This window comes from Streptomyces sp. NPDC056948 (genome assembly GCF_042674225.1).
GTDB lineage: Bacteria > Actinomycetota > Actinomycetes > Streptomycetales > Streptomycetaceae > Streptomyces > Streptomyces purpurascens.
Map to the genome: position 1 here is coordinate 1 of NZ_JBHUQX010000215.1, position 15,664 is coordinate 15,664.

At 72.2% G+C, this 15,664-nt stretch carries 15 protein-coding genes, 1 tRNA gene and 1 pseudogene; 8 read left to right on the top strand and 9 right to left on the bottom strand.

Annotated elements, in window-relative coordinates; all coding sequences use genetic code 11:
• A pseudogene (locus ACFTZL_RS25820) lies at positions 1–250 on the top strand (endonuclease); the annotation flags it as partial.
• A 13-nt stretch (positions 251–263) separates the two neighbouring features.
• Here ACFTZL_RS25820 and ACFTZL_RS25825 read toward each other — a convergent pair.
• The 8 genes from ACFTZL_RS25825 to ACFTZL_RS25860 form a co-directional block, all read right to left on the bottom strand.
• Positions 264–953: an SDR family oxidoreductase gene (locus ACFTZL_RS25825; RefSeq protein WP_382587273.1), complete on the bottom strand. Its 690-nt coding sequence runs from the start codon at positions 951–953 to the stop codon at positions 264–266.
• Positions 950–1,831, bottom strand: coding sequence for a cupin domain-containing protein (locus ACFTZL_RS25830; protein WP_382587276.1), 882 nt, complete (start codon positions 1,829–1,831; stop codon positions 950–952). The genes ACFTZL_RS25825 and ACFTZL_RS25830 overlap by 4 nt, the downstream gene beginning before the upstream one ends.
• A complete protein-coding gene (locus ACFTZL_RS25835; RefSeq protein ID WP_382587278.1) occupies positions 1,828–3,189 on the bottom strand; it encodes an amidohydrolase family protein in 1,362 nt (453 codons plus the stop codon). The genes ACFTZL_RS25830 and ACFTZL_RS25835 overlap by 4 nt, the downstream gene beginning before the upstream one ends.
• A 44-nt stretch (positions 3,190–3,233) precedes the next feature.
• Positions 3,234–4,214 (bottom strand): alpha-ketoacid dehydrogenase subunit beta, encoded by a 981-nt coding sequence (locus ACFTZL_RS25840; RefSeq protein ID WP_382587281.1) that lies wholly within the window; start codon positions 4,212–4,214, stop codon positions 3,234–3,236.
• A complete protein-coding gene (locus ACFTZL_RS25845) occupies positions 4,202–5,179 on the bottom strand; it encodes a thiamine pyrophosphate-dependent dehydrogenase E1 component subunit alpha (protein WP_382587284.1) in 978 nt (325 codons plus the stop codon). The genes ACFTZL_RS25840 and ACFTZL_RS25845 overlap by 13 nt, the downstream gene beginning before the upstream one ends.
• The gene (locus tag ACFTZL_RS25850) at positions 5,179–6,516 is read right to left on the bottom strand and encodes a M24 family metallopeptidase (RefSeq protein WP_382587287.1); all 1,338 of its coding nucleotides are present in this window, start codon (positions 6,514–6,516) and stop codon (positions 5,179–5,181) included. Before ACFTZL_RS25850 ends, ACFTZL_RS25845 begins: the two co-directional genes overlap by 1 nt.
• 52 nt (positions 6,517–6,568) lie before the next feature.
• Positions 6,569–7,207 carry a helix-turn-helix domain-containing protein gene (locus ACFTZL_RS25855; protein ID WP_382587290.1) on the bottom strand — a complete coding sequence of 213 codons (639 nt, stop codon included), beginning with the start codon at positions 7,205–7,207 and terminating at the stop codon, positions 6,569–6,571.
• A gap of 84 nt (positions 7,208–7,291) precedes the next feature.
• Entirely contained in the window at positions 7,292–8,473 is a 1,182-nt protein-coding gene (locus ACFTZL_RS25860) for a sensor histidine kinase (protein ID WP_382587292.1), read from the bottom strand.
• A 185-nt stretch (positions 8,474–8,658) separates the two neighbouring features.
• Between ACFTZL_RS25860 and ACFTZL_RS25865 the strand changes: the two genes are divergently transcribed.
• The 7 genes from ACFTZL_RS25865 (at position 8,659) to ACFTZL_RS25895 (ending at position 15,530) form a co-directional block, all read left to right on the top strand.
• On the top strand, positions 8,659–9,399 hold the full coding sequence (locus ACFTZL_RS25865; protein WP_382587295.1) for a response regulator: 741 nt from the start codon (positions 8,659–8,661) through the stop codon (positions 9,397–9,399).
• 110 nt (positions 9,400–9,509) lie between these two features.
• A complete protein-coding gene (locus tag ACFTZL_RS25870; RefSeq protein WP_382587297.1) occupies positions 9,510–10,334 on the top strand; it encodes a hypothetical protein in 825 nt (274 codons plus the stop codon).
• Between the two features lie 147 nt (positions 10,335–10,481).
• Entirely contained in the window at positions 10,482–11,294 is an 813-nt protein-coding gene (locus ACFTZL_RS25875) for an SAM-dependent methyltransferase (protein ID WP_382587299.1), read from the top strand.
• Between the two features lie 46 nt (positions 11,295–11,340).
• Positions 11,341–12,744, top strand: a complete 1,404-nt coding sequence (locus ACFTZL_RS25880) for a glutamine synthetase (protein ID WP_382587302.1) — start codon at positions 11,341–11,343, stop codon at positions 12,742–12,744.
• Position 12,745: 1 nt separating this feature from the next.
• On the top strand, positions 12,746–13,885 hold the full coding sequence (locus ACFTZL_RS25885; protein ID WP_382587305.1) for an amidohydrolase family protein: 1,140 nt from the start codon (positions 12,746–12,748) through the stop codon (positions 13,883–13,885).
• Between the two features lie 84 nt (positions 13,886–13,969).
• Positions 13,970–14,497: an NUDIX hydrolase family protein gene (locus tag ACFTZL_RS25890; protein ID WP_189726303.1), complete on the top strand. Its 528-nt coding sequence runs from the start codon at positions 13,970–13,972 to the stop codon at positions 14,495–14,497.
• 31 nt (positions 14,498–14,528) lie between these two features.
• Entirely contained in the window at positions 14,529–15,530 is a 1,002-nt protein-coding gene (locus ACFTZL_RS25895) for a glycoside hydrolase family 43 protein (RefSeq protein WP_382587308.1), read from the top strand.
• Between the two features lie 55 nt (positions 15,531–15,585).
• Here the strand turns inward: ACFTZL_RS25895 and ACFTZL_RS25900 are convergent.
• A tRNA-Pro gene (locus tag ACFTZL_RS25900) sits at positions 15,586–15,659 on the bottom strand.
• Between the last annotated feature and the right edge of the window lie 5 nt (positions 15,660–15,664).

Genomic DNA, 15,664 nt, shown 5'->3' on the forward strand with positions numbered 1-15,664 from the left:
GTGCCCTGCACGGGCGGTGGCTGCGCGATCCGCGCCGCATGGCGGCGGCCGACCGGCAGGAGCGGGTGGACGCGCTCGGGCGGGGCGGCTACAGGCGCTACGACGAGCGAACGGCCAACTCGGGGACGCGGCTGAGCTCTTGAACGAACGGTGGGGCGGCGACCTGCGGCGGCTGCGCAGGGAGGCGGACGGCAAGGTGTCCGAACTGCGCCATCTCCTGCGGGAGTTCCCCGGAATCGGCCCGGCCGGTCCCCGGCCCGGAGTCACCCCAGCAACCACCCTCCGTCCACGCTCAGTTCGACCGCGTTGACCGAGCGGTTGCGCAGCAGGAAGTCGACCGCGTCCACCACGTCCGCCATCGTGGCGAGGCGGCCCGTGGGCGTCTCGGTTTGCAGTGTGGTGAGCACCTTCTCCGGTTTGGCCTGCCAGTAGGGGCTGTCGCCGACGATGCCGGGATGCACGGTGTTGACCCGGACGGGAGCGAGTTCGACGGCGAGGGAGTTCATCAGGCCGCGCACGCCCGCGTTGACGGTCGCCACCGTCGTCGCGCCCGGATACGGACGTTCCTTGGCCTGTCCGCCGAACAGCACGATGGCGCTGTCGTCGTGCAGCCGGGTGCGCAGTGTGTGCACGACCTCGGTGTAGCCGACGAGCTTGAGGGTGACCAGCCGCAGGGCGGCGTCGATGTCGTACTCGGTCACTTTGTTGTCGTCCCGGGAGACACCCGCGATCACCAGATGATCGACGCGCCCCATGTCGGCCAGCGCCGCCGCGACCTCCAGTGGTCGTGCCAGGTCGAGGGCGATGCCCCGGGCCCCGAACTCCTTGGCGAGCGTGTCGGCTCTGTGGGCGTCGCGGCCGGTCAGGACCACGTCGTCCCCGCACCCGGCCCGGGTCCGGGCGAACTCGAGGCCGATCCCCGACGTGCCTCCGACGACAAGGACACTGCTCATGACTCCTCCTCAAGCGCCTGGCGCAGGTAGTCCCAGTCCCGCGTGAACCGGTAGGAGTGTCGCGACGGCGGCTGCGGCGCCTGCGTCTCCAGCCACCTCAGGGGCCCCTGCCCGGCGTTGACGAACCCATGCACACAACCGGCGCCGGCCCACGCGAGGTCCCCGGGTTCCAGCCGGTACCGCTCGCCGTCGAGGGTGGCCTCCGCCACGCCCTCGAGGATCAGATACGTCTCCTCGAAGGGGTGGTCGTGCGTGCCGATGACGCCGTCGGACGCGTACCGCACCATGAACATCGTCGAGGCGACCGCGCCCAGATCGCCGTCGACCATCATCTTCACGGTGATGCCGCTGTAGACCAGCAGCGCGGTCCGCATGCTCGCCGTGACGGCCAGCAGGTCCTGGGACTGTTTGGCGGGATCCATCTGGTCGGGCTCGAAGTGCCCGAAGGTCCGGGTGCGCGGGTCGCGGACGTCGATCCGGACCGGGTCGCGAGCGGGCAGCTCCGCCACCGCCTGGGTGTCGTGCCCGTAGCGCGCCCGCGGCACGGGGGCCAGCATGTCCGCCCAGCGCCCGCCGGTGTCCCCGGCACCGCGCCAGGCGTGCGGAACGCCGGTCGGCAGGAGGCCGTAGTCGCCCTCCTCCAGCAGGTACGACCCTTCGGGCACGTCGAGGATCACGGCCCCGTCGAGGACGTGGAAGGTCTCCTCGTACGAGTGCACATGGGCGGGCACACGGCCGTCCGGCCGCAGTTCACAGAGGCCGAAGCCGGTGTGCACACTGCCGTCGTCCTCGCCCACCAGCGTCCGCCGCCGGTGGCCGTGGCCGTCGTACGGCGGTTCGGGCCGGTCGGCGGCGCGGCGCACCAGGTGGTTCGTCATGCGGTGGCCCTCTCCCCCTTCGCCTCCTTCGCCGCGAGGAGCCGGTCGCGGGACTCCTCGACGAGACGGCGGGCCCGCCCGGTGTCGGCGAGCAGCCTCCCGTCGCGCTTGTGGATCACACCGTCGACCAGGACGGTGTCCACGTTGGACACGTCCGCGCACAGGGTCACCGCGGCTGCCGCGTCGTGCACGGGGGCGACGTTCGGCGCGGTGGCGTCGATCGCGACGATGTCGGCGCGCTTGCCGGGCGTCAGGGAGCCGGTGCGGTCCTCGAGCCCGGCGACATGGGCGCCGTTGACAGTGGCGAGCTCCAGCATGCGGCGCGCTGTCAGCATGGTGCTGGGCGCCGGCATGTTGGCCTGCCAGCAGTCGGCGTTGACGCGGGCGCGTTCGGCGCCGAAGGCGGCGCGGATCTGGGTGAACATGTCGCCGGGCACGGTGGTGACGACGTCGATGCTGAGCGACGGCCGCAGACCGTGCTCGATCGCCTGCATCACGGGCGGCCAGCCGTGCCCCATCTGGAGCTCCACCTGCGGCGCGACCGACACCGTGCCGCCGCTGTCGGCGACCATCCGCCACTCCTCCTCGCTGAAGTAGCAGCAGTGGACATAGGTGGTGTCCGGGCCGAGGAGCCCCAGGCCGTGGAGCTGCTTGACCATGCCGAAGCGGCCGGCGAGGCGCCCCATGGCCACGTGCACGGTGATCGGGATGCCCAGCTCGCGCGCCAGGGCCCACTCGGCGGCGACGACGTCGTTGACGCAGAAGCCGGGGCCGCGCGTGGCGAGGCCCATGGTCAGCAGGCCGTCGTCGGAGGCGAAGTGCGTCGACCGGATCCTGCGTACGTCGTCCGCCGGGATCGCGATCTTGCTCTCGAACCAGTACTCGGCGAGGGAGGTGTTGGCGCTGCCGTACGCGTACTGCGCCCGGATGCCGGATTCCTTCAGGCCCTGGATCGCGGCGTCCGGGTGCTCGGGGGCGTTGTTGATGTGGGACCAGTCGACGAGCGTGGTGATGCCGGCGTTGAGGCATTCGAGCGTGCCCGCGAGGTTGCCGGCGTAGACGTCCTCCGGGGTGTAGAGGGGTGCGAAGCTGTCGAGGACGTCGACGAAGTAGTCGTCGAGGGTGGCGTCGGGTGCGACGCCCCGGATCGGGGCCTCCCAGGTGTGGCGGTGGGTGTCGACGAAGCCGGGGATGACGATGCGGCCGGTCATGTCGAGGACCTCGGCGTCGGCGCTGATCTCGGGCCGCACGGCCGCGATCCTGCCGTCCTCGACGAGGACGTCCCCCCGGGGCAGGTCCCCGATGTCGGGGTCCATCGAGATCACGTGACCGGAGCGCAACAGTGTCCTTGTGGTCATCGCGCTTCCTCCCATGGGCTGTTCGGTACGGGCCGGCGGGCAGCTCAGTAGGCGGCGAGTCTTCGGACCGCCGTGACGACTTTGTCGACGGTGGGGATGACCTGCTCCTCCAGCGCGTCGGCGAACGGCAGCGGGACGCACTCCCCCGTCACCCGCCGCACAGGCGCGTCCAGCAGGCCGAAGCCCTCGTCGGCGACGACCGAGACGACGGTGGCGCCCCAGCCGCCCTGGTACGGGTTCTCCTCGACGGTGACGAGCCGCGAGGTTCTGCCGAGTGAGCCGAGGACGGTCGTGGTGTCCAGCGGGACCAGCGAGCGCAGGTCGATCACCTCCGCCTCGATCCCCTCCCCCGACAGCACGTCGGCGGCCCGCAGGGCCAAGGGCACCATGGAGGCCAGCGCGACGAGCGTGACGTCCGTGCCCTCGCGCACGACGGCGGCCCGCCCCAGTTCGACGAGGTGACCGGGCGGTGGCGGTGTCCCCTTGGTGGCCAGGAGGGCCTTGTGCTCGAAGAAGACCACGGGGTCGTCGCTGCGGATCGCCGCCGCCAGCATGCCGATGACGTCGGCGGGCGTCGCCGGTGCCGCGATCTTCAGGCCGGGGACGGTCAGCGCCCAGTTCTCGGTGGCCTGGGAGTGCTGGGCGCCGAAGCCGAGTCCGCCGCCGTTGGCGGTGCGCACGACGAGCGGCACGGTCACCTGGCCGCCGGTCATGTAGCGGACCTTGGGGATCTCGTTGGCGAGGTAGTCCCAGCAGCAGGCCAGGAAGTCGGAGAACATGATCTCCGCCACGGGCCGTATCCCGGTCATGGCGGCGCCCATCGCCGCGCCCACGATGGCCTGTTCGGATATGGGCGTGTCCCACACCCGCTCGGGCCCGAACTCCGCTCGCAGCCCCACGGTCGTCTTGAACACACCGCCGGCCGCGCCGATGTCCTCCCCGAGGCACACCACCGACGCGTCCCGGCGCATCTCGCGTGCGATGCCCTCGGCGACGGCGTCCCGGTAGGTGATCACGTCCGCCATGCGGCACCTCCGTCGGCCCACACGTCGGTCAGTGCCTCCCGCGGGTCGGGCGGCGGCGCGGCCTTCGCCGCCTCGATCGCCCGCTCCACGACGGCCCGGGCCCGCTCGTCGGCCTCCGCGACCGCCTCCGCCCCGATGCCCAGCTCGGCGAGCCGTCCCCGCGCGAGGTCCAACGGGTCGTGCTTCAGCCACCGTTCGACCTCCTCGGCCGGGCGGTAGGTCGCCGGGTCGGCGCGGCTGTGCCCGAAGTGCCGGTAGGTCTCGGCCTCCAGCACGGCGGGCCCGTCTCCTGCCCTGGCCCGTCGCGCGAGCCGCTCCACCGCCTCCGCCACGGCCACCACGTCGTTGCCGTCGACGACCTCGCCCGGGATGCCGTACGCGGGCGCCCGGTCGGCGGCGGGCCGGGGCACCGCCGTGACGTCGGCGATCGGCGTGTACTCCATGTACAGGTTGTTCTCGCACACGAACAGGACGGGCAGTTTCCACACGGCGGCCAGATTGAGCGACTCGTGGAAGGCGCCGATGTTGGTGGCGCCGTCGCCGAAGAAGGCGACCGCGAGCTGCTCGGTCCCCCTGAGCCGGGCCGACCAGGCCGCGCCGACCGCCATGGGGAGGTGGGAGCCGACGATGGCGTACGAGCCGAGCATGCCGGTGGCCGCCTTGGTCAGGTGCATGGAGCCGCCCTTGGCGCGGCACAGCCCGGTCGCCCGGCTCATCAGCTCGGCCAGGCACTCCTCGGGGGTGGCGCCCCGGGCGAGGGCATGGTGGTGGCCCCTATAGGTGGCGAACACATAGTCGTCCGGGCGCAGGGCGGCACTCGCGCCCACGGCGATGGCCTCCTGGCCCGAGGCCAGGTGGGTGGTGCCCTTCACCAGGCCTTGCAGGAACAGGTCGTGGGCGGCCTTCTCCGTACGGCGGATGACGGCCATCCGTTCGTAGGCGGCGAGGAGTCCGGCCGGTTCCATCAGCCCGCCCCGTCGCCACGGGAGGTGTTGAGGTGGGACTGTGCCTCGCGGCGGGTGTTCAGCTCGCCGCCCACGGTCCAGTACTTGCGCCCGGCCACCAGCAGCTCCTCGGCGGGGAACTTGGTGATGACCTCGCAGCCGTCGGCGGTGACGACCAGTTCCTCCTCGATCCGGGCGGCGGACCAGCCGTCGGCGGCGGGCCAGTAGGTCTCCAGGGCGAACACCATGCCCTCCTCGAGGACTTCGGGGTGGTCCAGGGAGACCAGGCGGCTGAAGATCGGCTTCTCCCAGATCGACAGGCCGACGCCGTGGCCGTACTGGAGGGCGAAGGCGGCGGTCTCGTCGGCGAAGCCGAACTCCTCGGCGCGCGGCCAGACCTGGACGATGTCGGCGGTGGTGGCCCCGGGCCGGACGAGCGCGATCGCCTGGTCCATGTACTCCCGGCAGCGCACATAGGCGTCCCGTTGCGCGCGGGAGGCGCTGCCCACGGCGAAGGTGCGGTAGTAGCAGGTGCGGTAGCCGAGGTGGCTGTGCAGGATGTCGAAGAAGGCCGGGTCGCCGGGGCGGATCAGGCGGTCGCTGTAGACATGGGGATGCGGTGAACAGCGCTCGCCCGAGATGGCGTTGACGCCCTCGACGTACTCGCTGCCGAGGTCGTACAGGACCTTGCTGACGACCCCGACGCACTCGTTCTCGCGGACGCCCGGGCGCAGGTAGCCGTAGAGCTCCTCGTAGGCCGCGTCGACCATGGCGCAGGCCTGGGTGAGCAGGGCGATCTCGTCGCCGGTCTTGATCCGGCGGGCTTCCAGGAAGACCTGCTGTCCGTCGACGACGTCGATGCCCTCGGCGCGCAGGGCGGCCAGGATCGGCATCTCGGCGACGTCGATGCCGAGCGGTTCGCTCGCCAGCCCGTGCTCGCGCAGCTCGGCGGCGATCTTGGCGGCCACGTCCTCGGCGATCCCGGCGTCCGGGTGGAAGGCGCCGCGCAGGGTGGAGATGCCGGCGCGGGCGCCGGTGGGCGGGCCGCCCTTGCCGTCGCTGTAGTCGAGCCACGGGTTGTAGAGCTGGTGGTGGCGGGCGGCGGAACCGAAGTCCCAGACGACCGGTTCCCCGTCGCGCACCAGCAGGGCGAAGCGGATCAGCTTGTCCATCGCCCAGGTGCCGATGTGTGTGGCCGTCATGTAGCGGATGTTGGCGAAGTCGAAGCTGAGCACCGCGCCCAGCCCGGACCGGTTCAGGGACTCGTGCAGCCGGGCCAGCCGCTGCCCGCGCAGCCGGTCCAGGTCGATGCGCTCTTCCCAGTCGACGGCGTTGGGTCCATATGTGCGGATCGCCATGGCGACCACCCCCACTTCGGAGTGAACGCCCGGGTGACAGGAGTGTCAAGTGTCACTGAACATCGCCGGACACGAACCAGACGCCCACAGCGGGTACCTCTCCATCGTTGCGGTATCGGTGGGGAGTCGTCGACTCGAAGCAGACGGCATCGCCCGGGCGCACCGTGTACTCGTCGAAACCGAGGGTGAGGATCAGCTCGCCGGAGGTCAGATAGCCGTACTCGGTGCCCCCGTGCCGCATCAGTCCGCCGGAGCCCGCGGAGGAGCCGCCGGGCCGGTAGGTCACCAGCAGGAAGTCGACCTCAGCGCCCGGCACCCGCCCGAGGCGCTCCCACACGACCCCCGAGTCCAGCTCGAGCGTCTCGCGCTCACCCGCGCCGGCCAGCGGGCCGATACGCCGGCCCGGGTCGGCGGCGAAGACCGCGAGGGCGTGCGGGAGGGAACCGGGCGTGCCGGCACCCACCACGGGCGACGAGGCCCGTGCGTCGAAGAGGGACTCCACGGAGATCCCGAGGGCCGTCGTGATCGCGTACAGCGTGCTGACCGAGGGCTGGCTCTTGCCGGTCTCGATCTGCGACACGAGGCTCGCCGACACGCCGACCTGCCGGGCCAGCGCGCGCAGGCTCGTGCCGCGCTCCAGACGGGCCTGCCGGATGCGCGCGCCGACGGGCGGCACGACGGCGGGTGACACGGGCGGCTCCTCTCGCGCTCGGCGGGTGTACAGCTTCATTGAACAGCGCGCGGGAGCCCGGAAGCCAGGTGCGGAGCGACTCGCTCACCGCTTCCCCGCCGGGAACACCGCCCGCACCTGCCAGCCCGCACCCGCTCCTGGGGCCGGGTCCTCGCCCGGCCCCGCGCGCAGTTCGCCGCCCAGCGCGGTCACCCGTTCCGTCAGGCCGACCAGGCCGAAGCCGCCGCCATGGGCGGCCTCCGGGAGCTGGGTGCCGCCATGGCCGTTGTCCGTCACCGTGACCTCCAGCAGGTCGCCGGGGCGGGCCAGACGGACGGTGACCCGCGTGGCGTCGGCCGCGTGGCGCCGTACGTTGGTCAGCGCCTCCTGGACGACCCGGAAGGCCGCCGCCTGCACCTCGTGCGCCAGGTCGTCGGAGACGGCCGGGTCGCGGTGCAGGACGGACTCCTGGACCGGGCTCGCGAAGCGTGCGACCAGGTCGGAGATGCCGGCCAGATCGCCGACGGGGCGGCGGTCGGCGGCCTCGGGACCGGTGTCCCGCAACACGCCCACCGTGCGCCGCATGGAGGCCAGCGCCTCGGTCGCGGCGCGCTCGATACCGGCCAGGACGGGGTCGAGCTCCTGTGACTGCCGGTCGGCCATCATGCGGGCCACCTGCGTCTGCACGAGGATCCCGGTGACATGGTGGGCGACGAAGTCGTGCAGGTCGGCGGCGATCGCGAGGCGTTCGGCACGGCGGGTCTCGCTGACCGCGACGGTGCGCCGGTAGTCCAGGGAGCGCAGGTACGCGGCGAGTCCGGCGGTGAGCCCGATCAGGACCAGCCCGATCACCGCGTACGCCAGCACCTCGTCCTGCAACGACCGGAAATACCGCACTGGCAACAGCAGCAGAGCCACCCCGTCGAGCACCCCGCACAGCAGCGCCCACGGCCACGGGCAGTGGCGTACGGCGATGAACAGCAGGCTCAGCAGGATCGCGACCTCGCCCGGCCCGAACGGCACCTCCGCGCGGTCCGTCAGCAGCACCCCGGTCGTGAAGAGCGCGGAGAGCAAGGCGGGCCCGGCGGTGCGGAGCTGTGGGGTGAGCCACGGCGGCCGCTGCCCGACCGGCCACAGCACCGCGGCGAACCCGGCGAGGAGCACCGCCGCCGACAGCCAGGGTGCCTGGTCGAAGCCGCCCGCGATCAGCAGGTCGTAGACCGCGGCCGCCACGAGGAACCCGACGCCGAAGCCCCGCGCGCAGCCCCGGGGGGAGGTGGATCTCATGCGGATCACGGTAGGCGAGGCCCCCGCGCGGCGGGATCGGCCGAACGGCCGAGGGCCCGCCCCCGAACCTGGCCGTTCGGCGGAGGCGGGCGCCCGGGCCCGCGGGCGAGGATGAGGATGGAGCCGCTCCGGCCGCTACCACCTGATGCCCCTGCCCGGCCCCCACCCTGAGGCATGATCGACCCATGACGACCCCCGTCCCACCGGGCCCGGCCGGCGCCGCCGGTCGCTCAGGCACTCCCATCCGGGTGCTCATCGCGGACGACCAGGACATGGTCCGCACCGGATTCCGCTTCTTCCTCGACGCCCAGCCGGACATCACCGTGGTCGCCGAGGCCCGCGACGGCGAGGAGGCCCTGGCGCTGGCCCGCCGCGAGCGGCCGGACGTGTGTCTGCTGGACATCCGGATGCCGAAGCTGGACGGCCTGGAGGCGACCCGGCTGCTGGCCGGACCGGATGTCGCCGATCCCCTGCGGGTGGTCGTGGTCACCACCTTCGATCTCGACGAGTACGTGTACGGCGCGCTGCGCGGCGGCGCCTGCGGCTTCCTGCTCAAGGACTCCGGGCCGACCCTGCTCGCGGAGGCCGTCCGCGCCGCCGCCGCGGGCGACTCGCTGGTCTCCCCGTCGGTCACGGTCCGGCTGCTCAAGCACGTCACCGCCGCACCGGCCTCCGACAGCGCGCCGCGTCCGGTGTCCCCGGCCCCCACGGCCCCGCTCCAGGAGCCGCTGACCGAGCGTGAACTGGATGTGGTCCGCCTGGTCGCCCTCGGCCGCACCAACGCCGAGATCGCGGCCGAACTGTTCGTCTCCCTCTCCACGGTCAAGACGCACCTGTCCAGCGTCCAGCTCAAACTGGCCGCCCGGAACCGCGTCGAGATCGCGGCCTGGGCCTGGCAGAACGGGCACGCGCGGCCCGGAGCGTGAGGCGTCCGCGTTCCGGGCGGTGCTCACCCGAACAGTCCGGTGCCGGTGGTGGGCCGTCGGTGCCGGTGGTGCGCTGAGGACACGCGTCACGTTCTCAGGAGGCACTCCCGATGGCCCGTCGTCCGTCCCCGCTCGCCCGCGTTCTCTCCTCCGCCCTGGCGGCAGGCACCCTGCTGACCACCGCCGCCTGCTCGGACGACGGCGACCGAGACGGATCGCGAGCGTCGGGCATCACCGCGACACAGGTCGCCGGGAAGCAGCAGACCCCCTCGCCCACCGCCACCCTCTCCGAGGACGGCGCACGGGCCGCGCTGATCACCGAGGCGGACATCGAGGACGACTGGACCCAGGTCAAGGACACGGAGGCCGAGAACTGGAACGACAGTCTGGTCATCGGCGCGGTCGACGTCTCCGACTTCCTCACCGCCAAGACCGACGCCGCCGACTGCCAGCGCCTCATGAACTCCCTGTTCGACGACGATCTGCTGGGCAGGCCGTCGGGAGCGAACGCGCTGCGCGGCTTCGAGCAGGGCGACTCACGCCTGCTGTACCAGGTCGCCTCCTACGACCGGACCGACCCGCAGGACTCCCTGAACTGGATGGCGACCCTGCCGGAGAAGTGCGACCAGTTCACCGTCACCGAGGACGGCGAACAACGCACCGTCCAGGTCATCGAGACCTCGCTGCCGAAGGTGGGCGACGCCCGTGAGGGCCTGCGCGTGACGGTGCAGGGCACGACCGGGGGCGCGGAGGCCACGCTGACCCTGACCGTCGCGGCCGTACGCGTCGGCAACGACGCCATCACCGTCACGGCGGGCGGGCTCGACGGGGACGAGCAGGACTCCGCCGAACAGGCGGTGAAGATCGGCACCCAGAACCTGAAGGACGTGCTGGCCGGCAAGACGCCCTCTCCCGACCCCAGCGAGGTCGAGTAGCACGGCCCGGCGCTCTCTCCCCCACGCCGACCGCCCCGCCGACTGCCGCCCCGCCTCTGCCGATTCCCGGGACAGCGTGATCACCGGAACGGCACAATGGCGGCGATGGCCGGTCCTCCGGTCGCTCGTGCGAGGAGAGGAAGAGACGTGAGTGAGAGCCACACCCCGCCGAGCGGCTCGGCGCGGCTGAACACTGGTGTGGCGCACAACGCGCGCGTGTGGAACTACTGGATCGGCGGCAAGGACAACTACGAGGTCGACCAGCAGGTCGGCGAGCACGTCGCCGGCATGTTCCCGATCATCCGGGACATCGCGCGGGCGGACCGGGAGTTCCTGGGCCGGGCCGTGTCGTTCCTGGCCGGCGAGCGCGGAGTGCGGCAGTTCCTCGACATCGGCACGGGGCTGCCGACGGCGGACAACACCCACGAGATCGCCCAGCGGATCGCGCCCGACTCACGGATCGTCTACGTCGACAACGACCCGATCGTGCTGGTGCACGCCCGCACCCTGCTGACGGGCACCCCGGACGGCGTCACCGCCTACATCGACGCCGATGTGCACGACCCGGACGCCATCGTCGAACGGGCCGGGCACACCCTCGACTTCACCCGGCCCGTCGCCGTCATGATGCTGGGCATCCTCAACTTCGTGCTGGACGCCGAGAAGGCCCGGGACATCGTGCGCCGTGTGATGGCCGCCGTCCCCTCCGGCAGCTTCCTCGTCCTCACCCACCCCACCTTCGACGACGAGCTCGGCGGCGCGGGCCAGATCCCGGCCATGAAGTTCTGGAACGAGAACGCCACTCCCCCCATCACCGCCCGCGGCGGCACGGACATCGCCGCGTTCTTCGAGGGCCTCGAGCTGCTCGAACCGGGCATGGTGTCCTGCGGGCAGTGGCATGCCGAGGCCGGCTCGGCCGTGCTGGTACCGCAGTTCGGCGCGGTGGCCGTGAAGCCTTGACGCACGGCTCCGCCCGTCGTGGAGACGAGCAGGACGAGGAGGACGTATGACCACCCTGGCCGATCCCGTGCCCGGCGGCCGCCCCGGCGACGTCGAGCGGGCCACCGCGCTGAGCGGCGAGCTCTCCGGCCGGGACGTGCACGGCGTCGTACTGGCCTACGTCGACACCGCGGGCATCGGCCGGGTGAAGACCGTCCCGACGGCCCGGCTCGCCTCCGCCGCGGCCTGGGGCGTCGGCATGTCGCCGGTGTTCGACACGTTCCTCGCGAACGACTCCATCGTCACCACCGACGTCCTCGGCTCCCCCGACGGCGACCTGCGCCTCTACCCCGACCTCGACCAACTCGTGGTGCTGGCCGGGCAGCCCGGCTGGGCGTGGGCGCCGGTCGACCGGATCACCCAGGACGGGGAGCGGCACCCCGGCTGCACGCGAACGTTCCTGCGCCGGATCGTCACCGAGGCGGCCGAGCACCACGGCCTCGCCTTCCGTGCGGCCATCGAGATCGAGTGGACCGTGGCCCGGGGCGACGCGCCCGGCGACACGTTCACGCCCGCGACGACGGGACCGGCGTACGGGGCCGCCCGGCAGGTCGAGCTCGGCGACTACACCGCCGATCTGCTGGCGGCCTGCGCGGCGCAGGGCATCGACGTCGAACAGGTCCATCCCGAGTACGCGGCCGGGCAGTTCGAGATCTCGGTGGGTGCCGTCGATCCGGTGGCGGCGGCCGACCGCAGCGTGCTGGTACGGCAGACCGTCCGCGCGGTGGCCCAGCGGCACGGACTGCGGGTCTCCTTCGCGCCGGCCGTCGTGGGCCAGGGCGTCGGAAACGGCGGCCATGTCCACCTCTCCGCCTGGCGTGACGGCGTCAGCCTCCACTCCGGGGGCGAGGGCCGGTACGGCATGACGGCCGACGCGGAGTCGTTCACGGCCGGTCTCCTCGCCCATCTGCCCGGCCTCACGGCCGTGACCGCCCCGAGCCCCGCGAGCTATCTGCGGCTCAGGCCCTCCCAGTGGGCCGGCGTGTTCACCGCCTGGGGCCGCGAGACGCGGGAGACCGCACTGCGCGTCATCACCGGCACGGCGGGCCTGCGCGACCAGGCGGCCAACCTGGAGATCAAACCCGTGGACTTGGCCGCCAACCCCTACCTCGCTATCGGCTCCCTGATCGCCGCCGGACTGGACGGCCTGTCCTCGTCAGCCGCCCTGCCCGGGGAGATCACCGGGGACCCGGCACGGCTGGCGGAGGCGGACGCGGCGCCCCGGGGCGTGCGGCGGCTGCCGGTCTCACTGCAGGAGGCCGTCGAGGAGTTCCGCGCGGACGAACCGCTGCGGGCGGCACTCGGACCGGTCCTGGCCGACGCGGTGATCGCCGTACGGCGGGGCGAACTGGCGTCCGTGGCCGGGCTGGACGACGACCAGGTGGCGGCGGCGTACCGCTGGAAGTACTGACGTGAGCGCGGTCCGCGAGACGCTCGACGCCCTGCGCCTGGTCGACCACCACTGCCACGGCACCGTCACCGCCGACCTCGACCGCGCGGCCTTCGAGTCGCTCATCACGGAGGGCGAGGCCTGGCCGGGCGTCTCGTCCTTCGACAGCCCCGTGGGCGTGGCCGTGCGCCGCCACTGCGCTCCCCTGCTGGACCTGCCCCGGCACGCCCCGGCCGAGGAGTACCTCGCCCGCCGCTCGGAGCTGGGACGGCACGAGGTGCAGCGGCGCTTCCTGCGCGCCGCGGGCACGGACATCCTCTGCGTCGACACCGGCTTCACCGCCGACCGGCTCACCACCCCGCCCGAACTCGCCGAGGCCGCGGGCGGGTCCGCGTACGAGGTCGTACGGCTGGAAGGGGTCGCCGAGTCGGTGCAGGCCACCGGGGTCGAACCGGACGCGTACGCGGACGTCTTCCGCGCGGCCGCGCTCGACGCCGTGCGGCGTCCCGGTGTGGTGGCCGTGAAGTCGGTGGCGGCCTACCGCACCGGCTTCGACCTGGACCCGGCCCGCCCTTCGGACGCGGAGGTCACCGAGGCCGCCCGGCGCTGGTCGGCCCGCGGCGGCCGGCTGGCCGACCCGGTCCTCGTTCGGCACCTGCTGTGGACCGCCGTCGACCTCGGCCTGCCGCTCCAGTTGCACACCGGGTTCGGCGACAACGACATCCGGCTGCACCGGGCCGACCCCGCCCACCTCACGGACTGGCTGCATCTGACCGCCGGGACGATCCCCGTCCTGCTGCTGCACTGCTGGCCCTACCAGCGGCAGGCCGCCTATCTCGCGGCGGTCTTCGAGCAGGTGTACCTCGATGTGGGTCTCACCCTGCACTACGTCGGCCCCTCCCGGGCCGGCGCGGTCCTCGCGGAGGCCCTGGAGATCACACCGTTCCGCAAACTGCTGTACAGCTCCGACGCCTATGGTGTGGCCGAGTTCTTCCACCTCGGGGCGCTCGCCTTCCGGCACGGGCTCGCAGGGCTGCTCCAGGAGCGGGTGGACGCCGACGAGCTGTCCCTGCCGGACGCGCTGCGGATCGCCCGGTGGGCGGGACGGGACAACGCCCTGCGGGTCTACCGGTTACCGTCCGACGTACCGGGAGACGATTGAGCGGCGTGGGGCCGGTCACAGTTCCCCTGGAGCAGCTATCCAGGAAGTCCGAACGGCTGAAAGTATGATCAAGCAATGTCTGACATGACCGAAACCACGCCCGGCTGGCTGTCCTCCGACGAACTGGAGATGACACGCGCCCGCATGCCGATCCTGTACGTCGAGGCCGTCCCGGTACGCGTCGACGACAGCGGCGAAGTCACCAGTGTCGGTGTGCTGCTGCGCATCGGGCCCGACGGAACGGTCAGCCGGACGCTGGTCTCCGGCCGCGTGCTGCACCACGAGCGCGTCCGCGACGCCCTCCTGCGCCACCTGGAGAAGGACCTCGGCCCGGTCGCGCTCCCCCGCGTGCCCGCGTCGCTCCAGCCCTTCACGGTCGCGGAGTACTTCCCGACCCAGGGCATCACGGCGTACCACGACCCCCGCCAGCACGCCGTGTCGCTGGCCTACATCGTGCCGGTGACGGGCGACTGCCGGCCTCGGCAGGACGCGCTCGACCTGGTGTGGTTCAGCCCGCAGGAGGCCGTCTCCGAGGCGGTGCAGAGCGAGATGCCGGGCGGGCACGGAGTGCTGCTGAAGCAGGCGCTGGCCCATGCGGGCTGTGTGATCTGACGAGGGCGGGCCCTCACGAAGGGGTGAGCTGATGCGGCTTCCCGAGATGCCGCTGCACGATCCGTTCGTCGTCGCCGACGGCGAGTCCCGCACCTACCACCTCTACACGTCCAACGTCCCGTCCGTGTCGGGCGTGGACGGCACCGGCACGATGGTCTACCGCAGCCACGACCTGCTCGACTGGACGCCCCCCGTCGTGGTGTTCCGGACCGCCGGGCAGGAGGGAACCTGGGCGACGGACGGCGCGTGGGCACCGGAGGTGCACGAGTGGGACGGCAGGTACTACCTGTTCACGACGCTGCACAACGAGGACAGACCCCTCCCGGTCCCGCCGCCCAACCAGTGGGGCGTCCCCTTCCGGACCCCGACCCATATGCGCGGCACGATCACGGCGGTCTCCGACTCACTGCTCGGCCCGTTCACCGTGCTCGATCCGTCACGCCCCGTCCCGCCCGAGCACCTCATGACCCTCGACGGCACGCTGTACGTCGACCCGTCCGGGCAGCCCTGGATGGTGTACGCGCACGAGTGGCTCCAGACCATCGACGGAACGATGGAGGCGATCCGGCTGGCTCCGGACCTGTCCCGGACGACCGGCGACCCGGTCTACCTCTTCAAGGCCTCGGACGCGCCCTGGACCGCCGAGCAGATCCCCGCCGGTGTACCGCACCAGCTCCCGCCCTACATCACCGACGGCCCCCAGCTGTACCGCACCCCTGACGGGTCCCTGCTCATGCTGTGGTCGACCTACGAGAAGAACACGGCCGGCCGGGACGGCACCGTCAGCGGCGGCTACGTACAGACCTACGCCGTATCGAGATCCGGGGACGTCCAGGGCCCCTGGGAGCAGCGTCGGCCGCTGGTCCGCGACGACAGCGGCCACGGCATGCTGTTCCGCACCTTCGACGACCGGCTGATGATGATCCTCCACCGGCCCTTCGAGAACGCCCGCGGGAAGCTGTACGAGATGCGGCTGCGCGATCACGAGCTGGAGGTACTGCGCCGACGCGACGACCTCGACGGTGGCGGCTGAGGGCCACAAAGCAATCAGCGGGCCTGCCTTCCGGCAGACCCGCTGGTCGTTTCTGTCGGGACGACAGGATTTGAACCTGCGACCCCTTGACCCCCAGTCAAGTGCGCTACCAAGCTGCGCCACGTCCCGGTGCC

Coding starts and splice junctions, on each gene's coding strand:
- ACFTZL_RS25895 (WP_382587308.1), top strand. CDS start 14,529: ATGCGGCTTCCCGAGATGCCGCTGCACGATCCGTTCGTCGTCGCCGAC.
- ACFTZL_RS25845 (WP_382587284.1), bottom strand. CDS start 5,179: ATGGAACCGGCCGGACTCCTCGCCGCCTACGAACGGATGGCCGTCATC.
- ACFTZL_RS25880 (WP_382587302.1), top strand. CDS start 11,341: ATGACCACCCTGGCCGATCCCGTGCCCGGCGGCCGCCCCGGCGACGTC.
- ACFTZL_RS25825 (WP_382587273.1), bottom strand. CDS start 953: ATGAGCAGTGTCCTTGTCGTCGGAGGCACGTCGGGGATCGGCCTCGAG.
- ACFTZL_RS25840 (WP_382587281.1), bottom strand. CDS start 4,214: ATGGCGGACGTGATCACCTACCGGGACGCCGTCGCCGAGGGCATCGCA.
- ACFTZL_RS25835 (WP_382587278.1), bottom strand. CDS start 3,189: ATGACCACAAGGACACTGTTGCGCTCCGGTCACGTGATCTCGATGGAC.
- ACFTZL_RS25850 (WP_382587287.1), bottom strand. CDS start 6,516: ATGGCGATCCGCACATATGGACCCAACGCCGTCGACTGGGAAGAGCGC.
- ACFTZL_RS25865 (WP_382587295.1), top strand. CDS start 8,659: ATGACGACCCCCGTCCCACCGGGCCCGGCCGGCGCCGCCGGTCGCTCA.
- ACFTZL_RS25890 (WP_189726303.1), top strand. CDS start 13,970: ATGACCGAAACCACGCCCGGCTGGCTGTCCTCCGACGAACTGGAGATG.
- ACFTZL_RS25860 (WP_382587292.1), bottom strand. CDS start 8,473: ATGAGATCCACCTCCCCCCGGGGCTGCGCGCGGGGCTTCGGCGTCGGG.
- ACFTZL_RS25870 (WP_382587297.1), top strand. CDS start 9,510: ATGGCCCGTCGTCCGTCCCCGCTCGCCCGCGTTCTCTCCTCCGCCCTG.
- ACFTZL_RS25830 (WP_382587276.1), bottom strand. CDS start 1,831: ATGACGAACCACCTGGTGCGCCGCGCCGCCGACCGGCCCGAACCGCCG.